This is a genomic window from Flavobacterium sp. Root901 (assembly GCF_001429765.1).
In the GTDB taxonomy this organism is placed as follows: Bacteria; Bacteroidota; Bacteroidia; order Flavobacteriales; family Flavobacteriaceae; genus Flavobacterium.
In genome coordinates this window covers 534,547-555,040 of record NZ_LMJB01000005.1, presented here as the reverse complement: position 1 = coordinate 555,040, position 20,494 = coordinate 534,547, and the positions used below count along the sequence as shown (strand labels likewise).

Genomic DNA, 20,494 nt, shown 5'->3' with positions numbered 1-20,494 from the left:
TTCAAAGTAAATTGGAATTTTTAATGGTAAAAAAATACTCGGTTATTTTTATTTTATGGTCTTTTAATTTTGCTTTTGCTCAGGAAACCATCTTTACAGGATATGTAATTGATGCCAAAACGCAAAATCCACTTGAGAATGTTGTAGTCAATATTCAAAACTCATCGCTTACAGCACTAACTTCCAAAACCGGAAAATTTGAATTGTATTCCCCCCTAAAAGGCGAACAATTATTGTGGGTTCATAGTCAGGGATATAAAGATCTGCTTTTAAAAATTCAGTCTGATTTTGGTCAAAGAATAAATCTCGGAATAATACCATTAGAAGACACCATTTTAGATGAAGCTCCGGCAGCTTTGATCACATTATTAGATAGTGATTTGTCTGATGATAACAGTTCGTCTGAAATGACATCCGGTCTGCTGCAATCTTCAAAAGATGCTTTTATGCAAACTTCAGCATTTAACTGGGGTCAGGCCCGATTTAGGGTTCGCGGTTTAGACAGTGAAAACGGAACCACGATGCTCAACGGAATGACCATGAATAAAATCTACGACGGCAGGCCGCAATGGAACAATTGGGGCGGATTGAATAATGTACTTCGTAATCAGGAATTTTCTATTGGCACCGCGGCTTCCAATTATACTTTTGGAGGTGTTTTAGGAACGCAGCAAATTTTTACCCGTGCTTCTCTTTACAGAAAAGGAACTCAGCTGACTTTTTCAGGAAGCAATACGGCATATACCTGGCGCGGAATTGGCACCTATGCATCCGGAATGAATGTGTCTGGCTGGGCTTATGCAGTTTCTGCAGGAAAAAGATGGGCTGATGAAGGTTATTTTGAAGGAACAAACTTCGATGCAGCTTCTTTTTTTCTCAGCGTAGAAAAGAAATTAAACAACAGAAATTCAATCAATTTTACCGGATTTTATACGCCAAATTCTCGTGGCAAAAATTCTCCAAATACAAATGAAGTCAGCGATTTAATGGGAGAAAAATACAATTCGTACTGGGGATTTCAGAATGGAGAAAAGCGAAATGCAAGAGTAAAAAATGTAGAAGAGCCATTGCTCATGCTCAATCATTATTTTAAAATTGACGAAAAAACAAACCTGAATTCTGCTGTAATGTATCAATTTGGAAAAGTTGGAAACAGCAACATTGATTATCAAAATGGAGATAGTCCGGATCCGGTTTATTATAGAAAAATGCCGAGTTATTTTAGTTCACTTTATGCAAAAGACAAAGGAGAATTTTCAGGAGACTTTACTCCGGATTATGAAAATGCGGCAAAAAGTAAAACTGCATTTCTGGCAAATTCACAAATTGACTGGAAAGCCATTTATTCTGCAAATCAAAAACCAGGTCAAAATGGTTATGAGCCGGCGCAAAGTCATTATGTTTTATATGAAGACAGAACAGATGATAAAACTTTTGCGGTAAATTCAAATCTAAATACACAGATTAATTCAAATATTTCTTTTGACGGAGGATTTACGTATCGAAATTTAAAATCACATAATTTTCAGTATTTATCAGATCTTCTCGGTGGACAATATTTTGAAGATATTGATCCGTTTTATAAAGGAAATCAATCGCAATCTGATCTGCAAAATCCAGACAGAAAAGTAAAAGAAGGAGATATTTACGGTTATAATTATAATTTTTTAGCCAATACAATTGATGCTTTTACACAATTTAAATTCTCTTATGATAAAACAGAATTTTATCTGGCACAATCCTATTCGGTTTCAAATTATCAAAGAGAGGGTTTGTATCAAAACGGAATATATCCAACAACTTCTTTAGGAAAAAGTGCTAAAGTAAATTTTGAGAATTTTGGTTTTAAAGGCGGATTCACGTATAAAATTTCGGGCCGGGAATGGTTTTTTATAAATGGAGCACACTTAACTAGAGCGCCTTCATTGCGAAATATGTTTTCGAATTCGCGCTTAAATAATTCTATAGTAGACGGGATCGAAAATGAAAATATTACCAGCGCAGAAGCCAATTACGTTTATCGTTCGCCAAAACTTAAATTTCGATTCACGGCTTATTATACCTTAATAAAGAACACCTCAAAAACTTCTTTTTTTTATGCGGAAGGAATTTTTGATAATGGCGCCGGCTACGACGCAACAGATGCTTTTGTGAGTCAGACGTTAACACATCTGGATAAAAAAAATTCGGGAGCCGAATTGAGTTTTGAATATCAGATTTCTTCCACTTTAAAGGCAGCGTTATCTGCTGCTTACGGAAATTATATTTTTAATAGTAATCCGGATGTATCGATTGCAAACGATGCAAATGCGTCAAAAGACGGAGCAAAAACCACTTTTGATTTTGGGAAAGCCCATCTTAAAAATTACAAGCAGGCCGGAATGCCTCAAAATGCATTTTCTATTGGCTTAGAGTATCGGGATCCTGCATTCTGGTGGATAGGCACTAATATAAATTATCTAACAGACAATTATATTGATGTTTCGCCAATTTCAAGAACCTCACAATTTTATATTAATCCGGCAAATGGATTTCCTTTTCCCGAAGCATCTTCTCAAAGAGGAAACGAACTGCTTAAACAAGAAAAATTTAATCCTGTGACTTTGTTAAACATTAGTGGAGGAAAATCATGGCGTGTTTATAAAAAATATGTCGGATTATTTGCGAGCATAAACAATGTTTTGGGTCTCGTTTATAAAACAGGAGGTTTTGAGCAGGCCCGGAATGCCAATTTTAGGGCATTGAATCAGGATGTTTCAAGCGGTACACCATCATTTGGCCCAAAATATTATTACGGTTACGGGCGAACTTATTTTTTAAATCTAACAATCGGTTTATAGATCGAAATTTATTTATCATGAAAAACATAGTTTTAAATTTATTCTTTGCAGTATTATTTTTATTTACCTGCAGCTGTAGTAAAGAAGTAGAAAATCCAGTATTAGAGTGCACCCAGCCTGATTTTAAAGTAAACAAAACGGTAGAAAAAGTTTATGAACTTTCAGGCAGCACAGCAAAACAATATTTGTATGATGATATTATAGAAGCTTATGTAGTTTCCAGCGACGAGGGAGGGAATTTTTTCAAAACGATTTCACTTCAGACAAAAGCCTCTGAAAGAATCCCGGCTATAGGCTTTAGCGTGCCGGTTGATGCCTCAAATACTTATATTGATTACAGGTTAGGAAATAAAGTATATGTAAAACTTAAAAATCAGTTTACAGATTTATATTATGGAGGATTAAGAATTGGCAGCTTATATGTGAGCAATGCAGGCGATCCAACAATTGGCAGAATTTCTCAAAATGAATATAAAAATGTTCTAAATGCATCATGTACCGTCGTTGATGAAAAACAATTAGTTGAATCTCTTTCTGTAGAAAAAGCGCTTGATGACAGTAAATTAAATACGTTGATTGAACTTAATGATGTCCAGTTTACAGAAGCGGCATTGGGACGCCATTATTTTGAAGAATCAAATAATGTGGGCGGATCAACGAACTGGAATCTTAGAGATAAAGCGGGTAATCAGATTATTTTCAGAACAAGCAGTTACGCCAAATTTGCAGACCATTTTGTGCCCGAAGGGAGTGGGAAAGTTAAAGGGATCTTAACCAAGTTTGGCACTGATTACCAATTTATGGTTCGATTTGAAAGCGATATTGTAATGAATGGAAAAAGAAGTGTTCCTTTTTTTACTGAAGATTTTCAAACAGTCAAGAACAATGTCAATTTTGCACTTCCGGGCTGGAGCAATATTGTTGAGAAAGCCACAAAACTATGGAAGAGTATGGTTTATTCAGGAAACGGATATGCAGAGTTTAACACCACAAGTACAACGGCTGCAGAAAATATAGCATGGCTGGTTTCTCCCAAAATTGATTTAACCAATTATAAAAATTCAGTATTGTCTTTTAGAAGCGCACAACACGATTTAAAACTGGACTCTTCTTTAAATACACTTGAAGTTTACATTTCAACCAATTTTGACGGCGCTAATTTAAGTAAAGCAAAATGGACAAAATTAAATGCAAAAGTTGCATCGCTTTCAACACCGGCACGTCAATTTATTAGTTCGGGCGGAATAGATTTATCTTCTTATTCAGGAAATGTTCATATTGCATTTAAATATATAGGATCAGGAAAAGATAAAACCTTAAATGGCGCTTTTATGGTCGATGATATAAAGATTTTTGGCGAAAAATAGAAGAATTTTTTTATTGTAAACCAGCTAAAAGACTGGACCTTTGGTAAATAATTAAGTAGCATGTTATTTTTGAGATTTTAAACTGTTAGATTTTGACAGAATTTTGTATTTTGGTCATCCCAAATCAATACAAAACAAAATGAAAACCTACTTTATTGCCATCCTAATGATGGTGTTTCCATTTCTGATGCACAGTCAGGACAATGTTAAATTGAAGCAAATCAACATTGTAAAAACGAATTACCAGAACTCTAAAGATGGTGAAATTGTTAATAAAACCATGACTTTTAAAGATGGTAAACTTCAGACGATAACTACATCAGATGTTATTCAGAACTTTTTTTATAACAAAAAAGGTTTACTAGATATGTCTGTTAAAGATAAAGTGGGAAGTGACTGGAAAGAAGTTATTAATTATACTTACGATGCTGATAACAACATTACAAAATTTGTAAAAAAATATCAGGAAGGTCCGGATTACATTACAAAAGTGGTAACATTCGTTTACGAAGGAGCAAGAGTAAAAGTAACAACTAAAAAAAGTACCAATCACCAGAATTTAGTTGAAGATATTGAATATATCATTGAAAATGGTACAATAGTCAGACGTACATCACGCGATAGAAACAAGGCAATTATTGGCAAAATCGAATATGTATATGTAAACGATAATGTATCAAAGCATAAAGGATTAGTTGGAGATAAAATCTCTAAAACTTATACTTATGACGATAAAAGATCTGTAGACCAGTTAATTGTTCAAAACCTTTTTGGAGATAATTATAAAGTAATTGTACCAATGATTTCGTATCACGAAGATGAATTTACTTTTGAGTCGATTTCCTATAATAACGAAATGAATTTCAGCCCTTCGTCTACAGCTTTAGTTGCGATAAGCCGAAAATATAAATACAACAAATTAAATTTTCCAATTTCATGTTCTCAGATTGAAGAGAACGGAATTGTAAAAACTGAAAAAACGTTTATTTACGAATAGTCCGTTTTTTCAATCCTTCCAAACCATTTAAAAATTAGGTTTTATAAAAGAAATATCTTTGTAAAGCATGATTTTTAGATGGTTTGTTGTTTTAAATAAAATTTAAAATCGTAATTCTATAATTGTAGTAGTATACAAATGATTAAATTTGTAGCTTATTTTAAGATATGTTAGAGAAAGAAGTTATAAATTTTGAGAAAACGGCCATTGTTGGTATTGTAACTCAAAATCAAAGTGAGGAAAAACTTAATGAATACTTAGACGAATTAGAGTTTTTGACTTTTACCGCTGGAGGTGAAGTTATAAAACGCTTTTCGCAAAAAATGGAACGTCCGAACCCAAAGACTTTTGTGGGTACGGGTAAAATAGATGAAATCAATCTTTTTGTAAAAGAAAACGGAATATCGACTGTTATTTTTGATGATGAATTAACACCTTCACAGCAAAAAAATATCTCCCGAATTATAGATTGCAAAATTCTGGACAGAACCAATTTGATTCTGGATATTTTTGCGCAAAGAGCTGAAACTTCGTATGCAAGAACGCAGGTAGAACTGGCACAATGCCAATATTTATTACCAAGACTTTCTGGTTTATGGACGCACCTTGAACGTCAAAAAGGGGGAATTGGAATGCGTGGTCCGGGTGAAACGGAGATTGAAACCGACAGACGTATTGTACGTGACCGAATTTCGTTATTAAAAGAAAAAATCAAAACGATTGACAAGCAGATGAGTATTCAGCGAAGTAACCGCGGCGCAATGGTTCGTGTGGCTTTGGTTGGGTATACCAACGTTGGAAAATCAACTTTGATGAATGCGATTGGTAAAAGTGATGTTTTTGTAGAGAACAAACTTTTTGCAACTTTAGATACAACGGTTAGAAAAGTGGTTATTAAAAACCTTCCGTTCTTACTTTCGGATACAGTTGGATTTATTCGAAAGCTGCCAACACAGTTAGTAGATTCTTTTAAGAGTACACTTGATGAGGTTCGCGAAGCCGATTTGCTTTTGCATGTTGTAGATATTTCGCATCCGGATTTTGAAGATCATATCGAATCTGTAAATCAGACTTTACAGGAAATCAAGAGTAATGATAAACCAACTATTATGGTTTTTAATAAAATTGATGCTTACAAACACCTGACAATTGACGAAGATGATCTGATTACCGAAAGAACCAGAAAACACTGGACTCTAGATGAGTGGAAGCAAACCTGGATGAGCAATGTAGGGCAGGACAAAGCACTTTTTATTTCGGCCACACAGAAAGAAAATTTTGAAGAATTTAGAGAAATGGTTTATGAAGCTGTTCGCCAGATTCATATTACCAGATTTCCGTACAATAAATTTTTGTATCCTGATTATAAAGATGCAGTTGAAAAAGAAGAAGAATAAAGTTTAACATTCAAATTTTAAATTCTAAATCCCAATTTTATAGAATTTTGAATTTAAGATATAATAATTATAAAAAGGCTTTAGCCAAACTCTTATAGTTTGGTAAAGCCTTTTTTTATCATTTGTTTTTCCTTCAGTTAATATGGAGATAATTGAAGATGTATTTATTGACTTTACTTAGAATCCGAAATTAATTCCTAAACCAAATACTTCTCTGGTTTGTAAACCTTGAAAAGCATTGTCATCATAGATTGCCTGAAAAGCCAAATTAGCCGATAAGAACTTATTTACTTTCATGATAATATTTAGAGAATAATTAATATCTACGTTTTGAGGATCTTCCAAATAATTAGAATATAAATTCAACGTATTTTCTGCAGTTACATTAGTCATAATGGCCAATTTATAATACACAGAAGCATAAAAACCCAGCTCATAACGCATGGTTTTGCCTTCGTCAACTCCAAAATAATCGCCATCTACATACGGCAGGCCGGTAAATCTGTTAATGCCACTTGTATATGCATTGTCAACAAAGGTGAATTTTGAAGTCAGAGGAGCAAAGTTTATTTTCAGGTTTTCATCTTTAGACCAGTAAATACCAGGTCCGGTAGTAAGATATCCAGGTGACATAAATTTAGTTTGCTCCGTTCTAATTTCTTTGCCGTTGGCATCCTGACTATAAATGTAACCTGTTGTAAATTGGGTTCTGAAGTTTAAAAAATAAGAGTAATACCACTCGCCAAAAGCTTTCTTTCCTACTATTGAATTAAATTCTAAACGGTCATCAGTTTTCTTTCCGAAGTCAGTATTTTTAGTCTGCAGAATTCCATAAGATGCGAGAACTTTATTGTCCCAGGTAATATCGTCTTTTTTGTAATTAAAGTCATAATTAATACCGAGTGTTCCAGAGAAACTGTCTTCACCACCTGCAACCCAATTATTAAAACTTGACTGGTTTAATAAAAGCGATACTGTTCCTTTTGCTTTCCAGCCTTCTTCTTCAATCGTATCATTGATTTTATTTACGGCTTTTTCTGTATTCTGAACTAATTCTTTTTCTGAATTTTGGGCTTGAACAAAAGTAAGGTTTGCTAAAACAAAAAGTAATATGAATAACTTTCTCATAGTATTTAGTTTAAGTTGTATTAACAAATATACTAAAAACCGATAGATTCTTTAAGATTAATAGGACGTTAAAGTGCGTTATTTCTTATTTTCCTTATATAAAGGCACGGCAGAACATGCTTCGCCATACATAATACTCCTTGCAAATGGCTGTAGATATGTTGTGGCTAAAATGTAAGCACGCATTGGAACCGGTTTTTTCGAGCAGCCTTTTACAATTACCGGTTTGCTTTGATAAACCGAATAATCTAGCTTGCTAAGGATTTCTTCGTATAAACTCGAATCCAGATCTTCGATAGTTCCATTAACTACTTTTTTGGCAAAAGGTGCCAGATGAACGCTCACTAAAATTAATGCCCAGGCGGGAATGATGGCATCAGTACTGCAGTGTACAGCAACGTATTGGTCTTGGTATTGTGACCAATCATGATTTTTAAGATGCTCTCTAAAGTCTTTTTCTTTCAATAAAAATCCTTCCAAAAGCCATTGCGAAATGTCAAGCTGCACACGCATTCCTTTTGGATAATAATCCTCTAAATCAAAAACTTCTAAAGCACTATTGGCAACTTTATTAATGATTTCTTCCATGTGAAAAGTTAGTTTCAAGTTTTAGGTTTCAAGTTGCGTAACCTGAAACTTGAAACCTGAAACAAATATTTTTAAAGCATTCCTAATTCTAATTTTGCTTCCTCGCTCATTAAATCCTTGCTCCATGGCGGATCAAAAGTAATTTCTACGTCAACATCTTTAATGTTTTCGATTGCTTTTACTTTTTCTTCAACTTCTCTCGGTAAACTTTCAGCAACCGGACAATTTGGAGAAGTTAATGTCATCAGGATTTTTACTTCATAATCTGTATTCACCATTACATCGTAAATTAATCCCAACTCATAAATATCTACCGGTATCTCAGGATCGTAAATTCCTTTTAAAACTCTTACGATTGATTCACCTAATTCGTTTGTGTCTATTTCTTGTTCCATTTTTTTTTTTTTTTTTTTTTGCCACGAATTTCACAAATTTCCCGAATTAATTAGTTTGAAAAATTAGTGTAATTAGTGAAATTCGTGACTGAAAAATTTAATTTTTGTTTTTTGCATCAAAAGCCAACGCGTACATTTTGATGTTTTTAATCATCGAAACCAAACCGTTTGCCCGGGTTGCCGATAAATGTTCTTTTAGACCAATTTCGTCTATAAAATCAGTATCTGCGTTTATAATATCTGATGCTTTTTGGTTGGAGAAAGCGCGAATTAAAATTGCTATTATTCCTTTTGTTAAAATAGCATCACTGTCTGCCGTGAAAACAATTTTATCGTCTTTTTCCTCACCCTGAAGCCAGACTTTTGACTGGCATCCCTTAATTAAATTTTCGTCGGTTTTGTATTCTTCTTTAATTAATGGAAGACTTTTTCCCAATTCGATGATGTATTCATAACGCTGCATCCAGTCGTCAAACATTGAGAATTCGTCTATTATTTCGTTTTGTATCTCTTTAATTGTCATAATTATTCTTTAGAAAAATCAACTAATAAATTTACTAGTTTTTCGATTTCTTTTGGCGGAAAACCATTGTCAAAACCAGGAGTTTCATACGTTTTTCCATTTTGTGTTATTTTTAAATTTCCAATCGCTGCGCCGTCATACGTACGTTTGTCTGTTGGAGCTTTTAAAGTTGAAAGTTTATCTAAATTTACTTTTGCAAATTCAGCAGTAATTTTATTCCATTTAGCATCTTCGATTTTGTCTTCAACAGGCTGTTGATCTCTTCCGTTTGTAACAGAAACTGTTTTATTTTGAACAACAATCTTCTTGAAATATCCTCTGGACATTGCAGAATATTCAATTTGTGCTGAAGTCATGTCGGTTTTTTTTTGGCTGCAGCATCCGGTTGCAATAAAAAGTGTCAAGAGCAGTAAAGATAATATTCTCATAATGTTTTTTTTAGCTTAGCATTGTTTGTGCCTTTTTAACGGCATCGACCATTTGGTCAATCTCTTGTTTGGTATTATAAAATGAAAAAGAAGCGCGTATAGTTCCGGGAATACAAAAGAAATTCATAATTGGCTGTGCGCAATGATGTCCGGTTCTAACTGCAATTCCCAGTTTATCAATAATAGAACCAACATCATACGGATGGATTCCATCAATATTAAACGAAACTACAGAAGCTTTATTTTTTGTGTTTCCATAAATTCTTATGCCTTCAATTTCTGACAAACGTTTGGTTGCGTGTTCCAGCAATTCTTCTTCATATTTTTGAATATTCTCAAATCCAACCTCGTTTAAATAATCAATTGCGGTTCCTAAAACAATTCCACCGGCAATATTTGGTGTCCCGGCTTCAAATTTATGAGGAAGATCTGCGTAAGTTGTTTTTTCAAAAGTAACTTCTTTGATCATTTCTCCTCCACCCTGGTAAGGAGGAAGTTTGTTCAGCCATTCTTCTTTTCCGTAAAGAATTCCGGTTCCGGTTGGTCCGCACATTTTATGTCCTGAAAAAGCATAAAAATCACAATCTAAATCCTGAACATCCGGTTTTAAATGTGGGACAGCCTGAGCACCGTCAATTAAAACTGCAGCGCCGACAGCATGTGCTTTTTCAATGATATATTTAATTGGATTTATAACTCCAAGTGCATTTGAAATATGATTTACGGTAACAATTTTTGTTTTTTCAGAAAGCAAAGCATCAAATTCTGAAAGTATTAATTCTCCGTTTTGGTCAATCGGAATCACTCTTAATACTGCTCCGGTTCTTTCGCATAACATTTGCCAGGGCACAATATTACTGTGGTGTTCCAAAGAAGAAACCACAACTTCGTCGCCAGGTTTTAAAATAGAAGCAAAACCGTTTGAAACTAAGTTAATTCCGTGAGTTGTTCCGGAAGTAAAAAGTACTTCATGTGCAAATTTTGCATTAATATGATCTTTGACTTTTCCGCGTGAAACCTCGTAAGCATCAGTTGCTAACTGGCTTAATGTATGAACGCCGCGGTGTATATTGGCATTAATTTCCTGATAATATTTTACTTCAGCATCAATTACAACTTGTGGTTTTTGTGAAGTAGCTCCGTTGTCGAAATATACTAATGGCTTTCCGTTTACAGTTTGTGAAAGTATCGGAAAATCAGCTCTTATTTTTTGAATATCTAGCATGTCTTATTTAGAAAAAATCTATTTACAAAAGTACTAAAACTAAATTTGTTTATACAGCAATTCTATAATTTCCTTTTATGGCGCTATTGTTACAAAATGTAAATGTCGATTCTGTAAAAATCAATTCAGTTTTATGAATTATCTGAATCAGATTTATAATTTGACGGTTAAAATCATGAGCATAAATTATTTATATTGCAATAAAATTAATTTCAGCATTATGAAAAAATTTCTCAAAGTACTTTTGCTCGTCTTAGTTCTTGCTTTTTTGTATTTCGGATTTACAACTTATCCCAAGCTGGATTTGATTTCGGGATTTTCGGCCAAAAGTGTGGCATCAGGACATTTTATAGATAAACGCCCTTTAGATTTAATTGAGAAAACAGACAATGATATTAAAATGATTGATCTGGCAAAAAATTCTATAAATGATGCAGAAAAATTTGCGACAGCTTCCGTTTATGGATTAAAAGAAAGAAAAGCAATTTACCGCGAAGGATTAGGCGCAACTTTGATTAATGATGATTTTGATGTTTCTAAACCTTATTTACTTCCCAAAAGAACCAAATTAGAATATAATCTTCCTTTTCCGTACGGAAATAAGGAACCAAAAGACACGGCATTTTCAAATATAAATTATTCGAAATTAAAGAAAGCCATTGATGCTGCTTTTGACAAAACGGGCGGCAGAATTAAAAGAACGCGTGCGGTTTTAGTTTTATACAAGGATAAATTAATTGCCGAAAAGTACGATACAGGTTTTACAAAAGACAGCAAAATTTTAGGATGGTCAATGACTAAAAGTATTACAAGTTCGGCTTTTGGAGTTTTAGCAAAACAAGGAAAAATTGATATTTATAAACCTGCTCCTGTCGCAGAATGGAAAAATGATGAGCGTAAAAACATTACAATCAATGATTTACTTCACATGAATTCCGGTTTAGAATGGGAAGAGAATTATAGTACGATTTGCGACGCTACAAAAATGCTTTTTCAGGCTGAAGATATGGGAAAAGTACAATTGGAAAAACCGGCACAATTTAAACCTAATACGCATTGGAATTATTCATCAGGAACAACCAATTTATTATCTCTCATTTTAAAAAGACAATTTAAAACCCAACAGGAATATCTTGATTTTTGGTACAGCGCCGTAATTGATAAAATAGGAATGAATTCTATGATTGTGGAACAAGATATGTCCGGAACCTTTGTGGGTTCGTCATATGCATGGGCAACACCTCGTGACTGGTCAAAATTTGGGTTATTATATCTGCATAAAGGAAACTGGAAAGGCGAACAAATCCTTGATGAAAGCTGGGTAAAATATACGGCAACGCCAACAAATACTTCGGAAGGAAAATATGGAGCGCAGTTTTGGTTAAATGCCGGTGGAAAATTTCCGGACGTTCCTCGTGATATGTTTTACTGCAGCGGATATCAAGGTCAGATGGTGGCGATTATTCCGTCAATGGATATGGTAATTGTTAGGATGGGAGTGAGAGAAGAAGAACCGGGATTTGATTTTAATGGGTTTTTGAAAAGTGTAATCGATAGTGTGAAGAAATAATATTGTTTGCTCCTGCAAGGTTTCCAAAACCTTGTAGGTGTGGTTTTTGGGTTATAATAATACCTACAAGGTTTTGGAAACCTTGCAGGATTGCATAAAAAAACCGATAAACTTTAAGACTTATCGGTTTTTAATTTTTATTAAATAGAATTCTACAAATCAAATCCTAAATTCACGCCCAATTTCATGGCAATGATTTTAGTAATTCTTTGTTTTAATTCCGGTATTTTGATGCTTTCGATAACCGCATTTGAGAATGCGTACATCAATAAAGCTTTAGCTTCTTTTTTCGGGATTCCGCGTGACTGCATGTAGAACATTGCTGTTTCGTCAAGCTGTCCAACAGTACATCCGTGAGAACATTTTACGTCGTCTGCGAAAATCTCTAATTGAGGTTTTGCGTTGATTGTAGCTTTATCACTCAATAAAATGTTATTGCTTTTTTGGAAAGCATTTGTTTTTTGAGCTTCTTTTTCTACCAAAACTTTTCCGTTGAAAACTCCTGTCGAACGATCAGAAAAAATTCCTTTATAGTCCTGAAAACTTTCGCAGTTTGGTGTTGCGTGGTTTACTAAAGTATAATGGTCAACGTGTTGTTTATCATTTAAGATTGAAATTCCGTTTAACGTACTTGTCAATCTTTCTCCAAAATGATAAAAGTTTAAATTGTTACGTGTCAGGTTTCCTCCAAATGAAAATGTGTGAACAGAAGCATGACTTTCCTGTTGCTGCGACACATAAGTATTGTCTACTAAATTTGCTTCGCTATTATCATTCTGAATTTTGTAATAATCAACAATCGCACGTTTTTGAGCAAAAATCTCTGTAACAGAATTTGTTAGAACCGGATTTTCATTCAAACTTTGGTGACGCTCAATAATCTGAACATGTGAATTTTCGCCCACAATAATCAAATTTCTTGGCTGAACCATTAATGCTGCTTCATTTCCTGTTGAGAAAAACATAACCTCGATTGGTTTGTCGGCAACTTTCTTCTTTGGGATATTGATAAAAGCGCCTTCACTTGCAAAAGCTGTATTCAAAGAGGTCAAACTCTCATCTTTGCTTGCAATCTGATTGAAGTAGGTATCAATGACCATTTTATATTTTGGTTTGGTCAATGCTGATGACATCAAACAAACATCGATTCCGTCGTGTGTTGTAGAAGACAAATGCGAACTGAAAACACCATCAATAAAAACTAATTTATAAGTGTCTATTTCGTGTAAAAAGTATTTTTTTACCTGATTAAATTCGATTGCATTTTCCTGCTTTGGAAAAACCGTAAAGTCATTTTTTAAAATGGCGTTTAACGATGTATATTTCCACGCTTCTTCTTTTTTGGTTGGAAAACCTTTATTTTCAAAGTTTTTTATAGCACTCGTGCGTATATCATGCAAATCTGAATTTACATCAACACGCTCCTCAAAAGCCATAAAAGACGATACTAATTTTTCTTTTAAATCCATTTTGTTTTGTTTCCTTCGGGGTTTCAGGTTTCAAGTTTCAGGTTTTACTTACTGAAACTTATTCCCTTTGAAATCTTTTTTATTTAAATAAGTGATAAAGTTTTTTATTTTACCGCTTAGGTTTTCGTAATCTTTTTTTAAAGCTTCGAATTTTTCTTCTGAAATGTATTCAAAATCAAAAACCCGATATAGCTGAGATCTTGTTTCTCCGGCTGAACCTTTTGCGATAGATAAAAATTGTCTAAACTCTAAATTTCCATCTCTTTCAAAACCTTCAGCAATGTTATCCATTACTGAGCCCGAAGAATCTTTTATTTGATTTTTAAATCTGAGATCTGATCTTAATTCTGTTTCAACTGCAATAAGATGAACTTCTTTTGCTAATCGTCTAGCTTCTTTCCAGATTTCTAAATCCTCAAATCGATTAATTGTTGCCATTTCGTATTTTATTTTAAGTTAAAACTTACAAATGTAGTTTAACTTGAAACTAAAAAAACATGAAACATGAAACAAATTAATTTTCTGCCTTAATCCAGTCGTATCCTTTTTCTTCTAATTCGTACGCCAATTCTTTTCCGCCAGATTTTACGATTCTACCATTATATAATACGTGAACGAAATCCGGAACGATATAATCTAATAAACGTTGGTAGTGCGTAATAACGATAATTGCGTTTTTCTCGCTTTTAAGTTTATTTACACCATTTGCAACAATTCTTAAAGCATCGATATCAAGACCAGAATCGGTTTCATCAAGAATAGCCAATTTTGGTTCTAACATTGCCATTTGGAAAATCTCGTTTCTTTTTTTCTCTCCTCCTGAAAAACCTTCGTTTAATGAACGGGATAAAAATTTACGGTCGATTTCTAACAATTCAGATTTCTCGCGAATTACTTTCAGCATTTCGTTAGCCGGCATTTCTTCCTGACCGTTTGCTTTACGAGTTTCGTTAATAGCTGTTTTCATAAAGTTAGTAACGCTAACTCCTGGAATTTCTACAGGATATTGAAAAGAAAGGAAAACACCTTTGTGCGCTCTTTCTTCAGGAGCAAGATCAGCAAGATCTTCTCCGTCAAGAATAACTTCTCCGTCTGTAACTTCATAGTTTTCGTTTCCGGCAATAACAGCCGAAAGTGTACTTTTTCCAGAACCGTTTGGTCCCATAATGGCGTGTACTTCACCAGCTTTTACTTCTATGTTAATTCCTTTTAGGATTTCTTTATCACCAATTGCGGCGTGAAGGTTTTTTATTGATAACATTGTTTTTTTTATTTTTATATAAATGTCAATTCTATTTTTGTTGGCTGGTTTAAAACATTGGCATTAAAATGCGCGTGTCCTAAATATTCCATGCCTAAATAATCTGCTGTTTTTTTAAACGGAATGTAAAAACTCTCTTCAATCTGGTTGTCGTGTGAGTTGGATATCACACCAATTTTTTTTCCTCTGAGTTTTCTTCCGGTTTCTTTTTCAATTCGGATTAAATCTGAAAAACGATCAAAGAAAACCTTCATAATCCCACTCATATTGTACCAATATATAGGAGTTGCAAAAATTAAAGTGTCGTACTTTTCAATTATTCCTCTTATTAAAGGCAAAAAATCATCGTCTATATTTTTGCTTTCGTAATCATAATATGAAATAGTATAATCACTGAGGTTCACTACATCAATATTGTATTCTTTTGCAATTTTATCTACAATTCTTGTTGTGTTTCCGTTTTTTCTTGAAGAACCTAGAATGATGACTTTTTTGTTTTCCATTGTATAATTATCCTACAGAACCTTCTAAAGAAATCTCTAATAATTTTTGAGCTTCAACAGCAAATTCCATTGGTAGTTTGTTCAATACATCTTTACTGAAACCATTTACAATTAAAGCAATCGCCTTTTCAGTCGGAATACCTCTTTGGTTACAGTAAAAAACCTGATCTTCTCCAATTTTACTTGTAGTTGCTTCGTGCTCAATTTTAGCTGATGGATTTTTACTTTCGATATACGGAAAAGTATGCGCTCCGCAATTATTACCCATTAATAAAGAATCACATTGCGAAAAGTTTCTTGCATTCTCCGCTCTTGGCGAAATTTGCACTAATCCTCTATAACTATTTTGTGATTTTCCAGCTGAAATACCTTTAGAAATAATAGTCGATTTAGTATTTTTTCCTAAATGGATCATTTTAGTTCCCGTATCTGCCTGTTGGAAATTATTGGTAACGGCGATAGAATAAAATTCTCCAACCGAATTATCTCCTTTTAATACACAAGAAGGATATTTCCAAGTAACGGCAGAACCTGTTTCAACCTGTGTCCAGGAAATTTTAGCGTTTGTTTCACATAAACCTCTTTTGGTTACGAAATTATAAACCCCGCCTTTTCCTTCTTTATTTCCAGGGAACCAGTTTTGAACAGTAGAATATTTAATTTCAGCATCATCCAAAGCGATTAACTCAACCACAGCGGCGTGTAATTGATTTTCGTCACGGCTTGGAGCAGTACATCCTTCTAGGTAAGAAACGTAACTTCCTTCATCAGCGATAACAAGCGTTCTTTCAAATTGTCCTGTTCCTGCCTGATTGATTCTGAAATAAGTTGAAAGTTCCATTGGGCAGCGAACGCCTTTTGGAATATAACAGAAACTTCCGTCAGAGAAAACCGCTGAATTTAATGCTGCGTAGAAGTTGTCTTTTTGAGGTACAACTGTTCCTAAATATTTTTTAACTAATTCCGGATGTTCTTTTATAGCTTCAGAAATCGGACAGAAAATAATTCCTTTTTCTGCCAGAGTTTTCTTGAAAGTCGTAGCAACAGAAACAGAATCGACAACAATATCCATAGCGACATTGTTCATCATTTTTTGTTCGTCAACAGAGATTCCTAACTTTTTGTACATTTCTAAAAGTTCAGGATCTACATCGTCAAGAGTTTTGTTTGGATCTACTTGTTTTGGAGCTGAATAATACGAAATGGCCTGAAAATCCGGTTTTTCATATTGAACATTTGCCCATTCCGGCTCGATCATTTCTTTCCAGGCGCGAAAAGCCTCGATGCGCCATTCGGTCATCCATTCGGGCTCTTCTTTTTTAAGAGAAATAGCTCTTACGATGTCTTCGTTTAAGCCAATAGGAAACGTCTCCGATTCAATATTTGTATAAAAACCGTATTCGTATTCTTTAGTTTCGAGTTCGATTTTTAAATCGTCTTCTGTGTATTTTGACATTTTTTAGTTTTTTAAAACTCTTCAAAAACTTTAATTCAGAAAAGTTTAAATTTTGCTTATATAAATTCTTTTTAATTTATAGTGAAAAAGATTCACCGCAACCACAAGTCCTGCTTGCATTTGGATTGTTAAAAACAAAACCTTTTCCGTTTAATCCACCCGAAAATTCAAGAATTGTTCCGGCTAAATACAAAAATGATTTTTTTTCAACTGCAATTTGTATGTCGTTGTCTACGAATATTTTATCGTCGTCGCCTTTCGTTTTGTCAAATTTTAAATCATAAGACAAACCAGAGCATCCACCGCTTTTCACACCTACACGTACGTAGTCATGAGCGGCATCAAAACCATCATCAGTCATTAGGTCGATGATTTTCTTTTTGGCTGTATCAGAAACTTTTATCATTGTTTTTATGGTATTTATCTTTTCAACATTCCTTATTATTCATTAAAAAGTAATCAAATTATTACATTTTAAAGTGCTGTCTGTCAATGCAGAAATGAAATTATCTGCAAAGATACGACTTAAAAACCTTTTTCCATAATGGTTCACATTATTATAACAAATGTTAAAATAGATATTAGTTATTTTGGCAGAATAACATTGGTGATTTTAAAACTAATAATGAATTGAGGTGTGAATAAATTTGATTTTAAGTTTTTAAACAGATTTTAGCATAAGGAAATTGGATTTCCTAGCTTTGTTTCTTATTAGAAATTTAAACTCATGAAACTTTACCCAATAGAATCAGGAAATTTTAAGTTAGACGGCGGCGCCATGTTTGGAGTTGTTCCTAAAACCATCTGGAATAAAACCAATCCTGCAGATGAAAATAATCTAATTGATATTGCAGCGCGTTGTTTGCTTATTGAAGATGGAAACCGCCTAATTTTAATTGACACTGGAATGGGCAATAAACAGTCGGAGAAATTCTTTGGTTATTATTCACTCTGGGGATCACATTCTATCGATAAATCTTTAGCAAAATATGGTTTTCACCGAAATGATATTACAGATGTTTTTATGACGCATCTGCATTTTGATCATTGCGGTGGAAGTGTTCAGTGGAATGCGGATAAAACCTTTTACGAACCGGCCTTTAAAAATGCAAAATTCTGGACCAACGAGAATCATTGGAATTGGGCAGTTAAACCAAATGCACGTGAAAAAGCCTCTTTCTTGACAGAAAATATTATTCCGATGCAGGAAAGCGGACAATTGAATTTTATTGAAAGGCCTGAAAGTGATTTTGGTTTTTCAAAAGAACTAGGTTTCGACATTTTTTATGTTGATGGGCATACAGAAAAGCAAATGATTCCGCACATTCAATATCAAGATAAAACCATCGTTTTTTGTGCCGATTTATTAGCGACAGCCGGACATATTCCGCTTCCGTATGTTATGGGTTACGATACAAGACCATTATTGACAATGCCGGAAAAATCTAAATTCCTAAATGCTGCTGCCGAAAACAATCATTATTTGTTTTTAGAGCACGATGCTCACAATCAGATTATAACTGTTGAGCATACAGAGAAAGGAGTGAGGTTGAAAGACGTTTATACTTGTGAGGATATTTTTAAGAATATTTAATACTGTAACTCATAAAATTCGATATAATTTCATAACACAGTGTTAACTGTTAGCTTTTTGTAACAAAAAAGCATAATTTAGGCCCAACTTTTAACTTTATAATTACATTCAAGATATATGAGTCGTATAAAACCTCTTAAATTATCTGCTTTTGCATTACTTGTTTTAGCAGGCTGCAGCGCTACTTTACAAGCGCAAGTTTCAACTTCTAAAGAATTTATTACAGCACCTTTGGCAGTTGTAAAAAAAGCTCCGGTCAGCGAAAATGAATTAAAAAGATGGAGTCATCTGGATTTAATAAAAGACTCTATTCCGGGAATGAGTGTTGATAAGGCTTACGCCGAATTGCTTCAGGGAAAAACAGGGAAAAAAGTTATTGTAGGAATTGTAGATTCTGGTGTTGATATCGAACACGAAGATCTTAAAGGAATGATCTGGACAAATCCAAAAGAAATTCCGGGAAATGGAATCGACGACGATAAAAACGGATTTATAGATGATGTTCATGGATGGAATTTTCTTGGAAATGCTGTTGCCGAAAATCTGGAAATGACGCGTATTGTTAAAAAGAAAGACGACGGTTCTGCAGAATATAAACAAGCCTTAGAACAATACAATAAAAAATACGAAGAAGCTTTAAAAGACAAACAACAGGTAGATTTTTTACTTGACGTTCATGCCACAATCAAAAAAGAGCTTAATAAAACGACATATAAAATTGAAGATTTAGCAGCGATTACTTCTACAGACCCAAAAGTTTCAAGAAGTAAAATGATAATGACTCAGATTTTTACAAATGCCGGGCCTACTTTTGATCCTGAAGCTGATTTTGAAGAATACAGAGAACAAGTTTACGACCAGTTAAACTACAACTTAAACAAAGAATTTGACGGAAGAAAAGTGGTTGGTGATAATCCGGAAGACATAAAAAACACTAAATATGGTAATAACATTGTTTTTGGTCCTGATAAAGAAAAAGCACTTCATGGAACTCACGTTGCCGGTATTATTGCGCAGGTTCGCGGTAATAATTTAGGCGGAGACGGAATTACAAATAACGTTGAAATATTAACCGTAAGAGCGGTTCCGGACGGAGATGAATACGATAAAGATATTGCTCTTGCTATTCGTTATGCAGTTGACAATGGCGCAAAAGTAATTAACGGAAGTTTTGGAAAAAGTTTTTCTCCGCACAAACAATGGGTTTACGATGCTATTAAATATGCAGCTAAAAAAGACGTTTTAATTGTTCACGCAGCAGGAAACGACGGTTATAATATTGATGAGACTAAAAACATTAATTATCCAAATGATTCACAAGACAACATCAAAGAATTTGCAGATAATGTGATTACAATTGGGGCAATTAATAAACAATACGGAGAAAATGTTGTAGCAGGATTTTCAAACTTCGGAAAAATAAATGTTGATGTTTTTGCTCCGGGTGAAGAAATTTATGCAACAATTCCAAACAATAAATACAAATATTTGCAGGGAACTTCGATGGCGTCTCCAAATGCAGCGGGTGTTGCAGCTTTGATTCGTTCTTATTATCCAAAATTAAAAGCTTCTCAGGTAAAACATATTTTGATGGATTCCGGAGTTGCTCTTCCGGCAATGGTAGTTTTGGGCGAAAACCCAAATCCGGATCAAAAAGCTGTACCAGTTTCATCAGCAGAATCATCAAAAACAGCTAAAATGGTAAACGCTTATAACGCTTTATTGATGGCTGAAAAAATGTCAAAAAAATAAA

The 20,494-nt window shown here is 33.9% G+C and carries 19 protein-coding genes; 7 read left to right on the top strand and 12 right to left on the bottom strand.

Annotation, left to right across the window (positions count from 1 at the left end; translation table 11 throughout):
• Nucleotides 1-23: 23 nt before the first annotated feature.
• From ASE21_RS06085 to hflX, 4 genes are all read left to right on the top strand, one after another.
• Nucleotides 24-2,840 (top strand): carboxypeptidase-like regulatory domain-containing protein, encoded by a 2,817-nt coding sequence (locus ASE21_RS06085; protein ID WP_057121697.1) that lies wholly within the window; start codon nt 24-26, stop codon nt 2,838-2,840.
• Nucleotides 2,841-2,857: 17 nt separating this feature from the next.
• Entirely contained in the window at nt 2,858-4,207 is a 1,350-nt protein-coding gene (locus ASE21_RS06080; protein WP_057121696.1) for a DUF5689 domain-containing protein, read from the top strand.
• Nucleotides 4,208-4,346: 139 nt separating this feature from the next.
• Nucleotides 4,347-5,204: a hypothetical protein gene (locus ASE21_RS06075; protein ID WP_057121695.1), complete on the top strand. Its 858-nt coding sequence runs from the start codon at nt 4,347-4,349 to the stop codon at nt 5,202-5,204.
• Nucleotides 5,205-5,371: 167 nt separating this feature from the next.
• Nucleotides 5,372-6,601 (top strand): GTPase HflX, encoded by a 1,230-nt coding sequence (hflX, locus tag ASE21_RS06070; RefSeq protein WP_057121694.1) that lies wholly within the window; start codon nt 5,372-5,374, stop codon nt 6,599-6,601.
• A 177-nt stretch (nt 6,602-6,778) separates the two neighbouring features.
• Here hflX and ASE21_RS06065 read toward each other — a convergent pair whose 3' ends face one another.
• From ASE21_RS06065 to ASE21_RS06040, 6 genes are all read right to left on the bottom strand, one after another.
• Nucleotides 6,779-7,729 carry a DUF3078 domain-containing protein gene (locus tag ASE21_RS06065; RefSeq protein WP_057121693.1) on the bottom strand — a complete coding sequence of 317 codons (951 nt, stop codon included), beginning with the start codon at nt 7,727-7,729 and terminating at the stop codon, nt 6,779-6,781.
• 78 nt (nt 7,730-7,807) lie between these two features.
• A complete protein-coding gene (locus tag ASE21_RS06060; protein ID WP_057121692.1) occupies nt 7,808-8,317 on the bottom strand; it encodes a DUF2480 family protein in 510 nt (169 codons plus the stop codon).
• A gap of 71 nt (nt 8,318-8,388) precedes the next feature.
• Nucleotides 8,389-8,712, bottom strand: coding sequence for an SUF system Fe-S cluster assembly protein (locus ASE21_RS06055; RefSeq protein ID WP_008466058.1), 324 nt, complete (start codon nt 8,710-8,712; stop codon nt 8,389-8,391).
• A 97-nt stretch (nt 8,713-8,809) separates the two neighbouring features.
• Complete coding sequence (locus ASE21_RS06050) at nt 8,810-9,235, bottom strand: SufE family protein (RefSeq protein WP_057121691.1); 426 nt, start codon at nt 9,233-9,235, stop codon at nt 8,810-8,812.
• A gap of 2 nt (nt 9,236-9,237) precedes the next feature.
• On the bottom strand, nt 9,238-9,663 hold the full coding sequence (locus tag ASE21_RS06045) for a hypothetical protein (RefSeq protein ID WP_057121690.1): 426 nt from the start codon (nt 9,661-9,663) through the stop codon (nt 9,238-9,240).
• 10 nt (nt 9,664-9,673) lie between these two features.
• Nucleotides 9,674-10,888: an aminotransferase class V-fold PLP-dependent enzyme gene (locus ASE21_RS06040; protein WP_057121689.1), complete on the bottom strand. Its 1,215-nt coding sequence runs from the start codon at nt 10,886-10,888 to the stop codon at nt 9,674-9,676.
• Between the two features lie 220 nt (nt 10,889-11,108).
• Between ASE21_RS06040 and ASE21_RS06035 the strand changes: the two genes are divergently transcribed.
• Nucleotides 11,109-12,458 carry a serine hydrolase domain-containing protein gene (locus ASE21_RS06035; RefSeq protein WP_057122347.1) on the top strand — a complete coding sequence of 450 codons (1,350 nt, stop codon included), beginning with the start codon at nt 11,109-11,111 and terminating at the stop codon, nt 12,456-12,458.
• A 152-nt stretch (nt 12,459-12,610) separates the two neighbouring features.
• On the opposite strand, the gene sufD is transcribed toward ASE21_RS06035, so the two are convergent.
• The 6 genes from sufD to ASE21_RS06005 form a co-directional block, all read right to left on the bottom strand.
• Nucleotides 12,611-13,927: a Fe-S cluster assembly protein SufD gene (gene sufD / locus ASE21_RS06030; RefSeq protein WP_057121687.1), complete on the bottom strand. Its 1,317-nt coding sequence runs from the start codon at nt 13,925-13,927 to the stop codon at nt 12,611-12,613.
• 48 nt (nt 13,928-13,975) lie between these two features.
• On the bottom strand, nt 13,976-14,365 hold the full coding sequence (locus tag ASE21_RS06025; RefSeq protein ID WP_057121685.1) for a four helix bundle protein: 390 nt from the start codon (nt 14,363-14,365) through the stop codon (nt 13,976-13,978).
• 76 nt (nt 14,366-14,441) lie between these two features.
• Nucleotides 14,442-15,188 (bottom strand): Fe-S cluster assembly ATPase SufC, encoded by a 747-nt coding sequence (gene sufC, locus ASE21_RS06020; protein ID WP_057121683.1) that lies wholly within the window; start codon nt 15,186-15,188, stop codon nt 14,442-14,444.
• 14 nt (nt 15,189-15,202) lie between these two features.
• Complete coding sequence (locus ASE21_RS06015) at nt 15,203-15,691, bottom strand: flavodoxin family protein (protein WP_057121681.1); 489 nt, start codon at nt 15,689-15,691, stop codon at nt 15,203-15,205.
• A 7-nt stretch (nt 15,692-15,698) separates the two neighbouring features.
• Nucleotides 15,699-17,147: a Fe-S cluster assembly protein SufB gene (gene sufB / locus ASE21_RS06010; protein WP_057121678.1), complete on the bottom strand. Its 1,449-nt coding sequence runs from the start codon at nt 17,145-17,147 to the stop codon at nt 15,699-15,701.
• 76 nt (nt 17,148-17,223) lie between these two features.
• Nucleotides 17,224-17,553: a HesB/IscA family protein gene (locus ASE21_RS06005; protein ID WP_026727150.1), complete on the bottom strand. Its 330-nt coding sequence runs from the start codon at nt 17,551-17,553 to the stop codon at nt 17,224-17,226.
• A 321-nt stretch (nt 17,554-17,874) separates the two neighbouring features.
• On the opposite strand from ASE21_RS06005, the gene ASE21_RS06000 reads away from it, so the two are divergent.
• Together ASE21_RS06000 and ASE21_RS05995 are read left to right on the top strand one after the other, a co-directional pair.
• The gene (locus ASE21_RS06000; protein WP_057121676.1) at nt 17,875-18,741 is read left to right on the top strand and encodes an MBL fold metallo-hydrolase; all 867 of its coding nucleotides are present in this window, start codon (nt 17,875-17,877) and stop codon (nt 18,739-18,741) included.
• A gap of 117 nt (nt 18,742-18,858) precedes the next feature.
• Complete coding sequence (locus tag ASE21_RS05995) at nt 18,859-20,493, top strand: S8 family peptidase (RefSeq protein ID WP_057121674.1); 1,635 nt, start codon at nt 18,859-18,861, stop codon at nt 20,491-20,493.
• Nucleotide 20,494 lies beyond the last annotated feature (1 nt).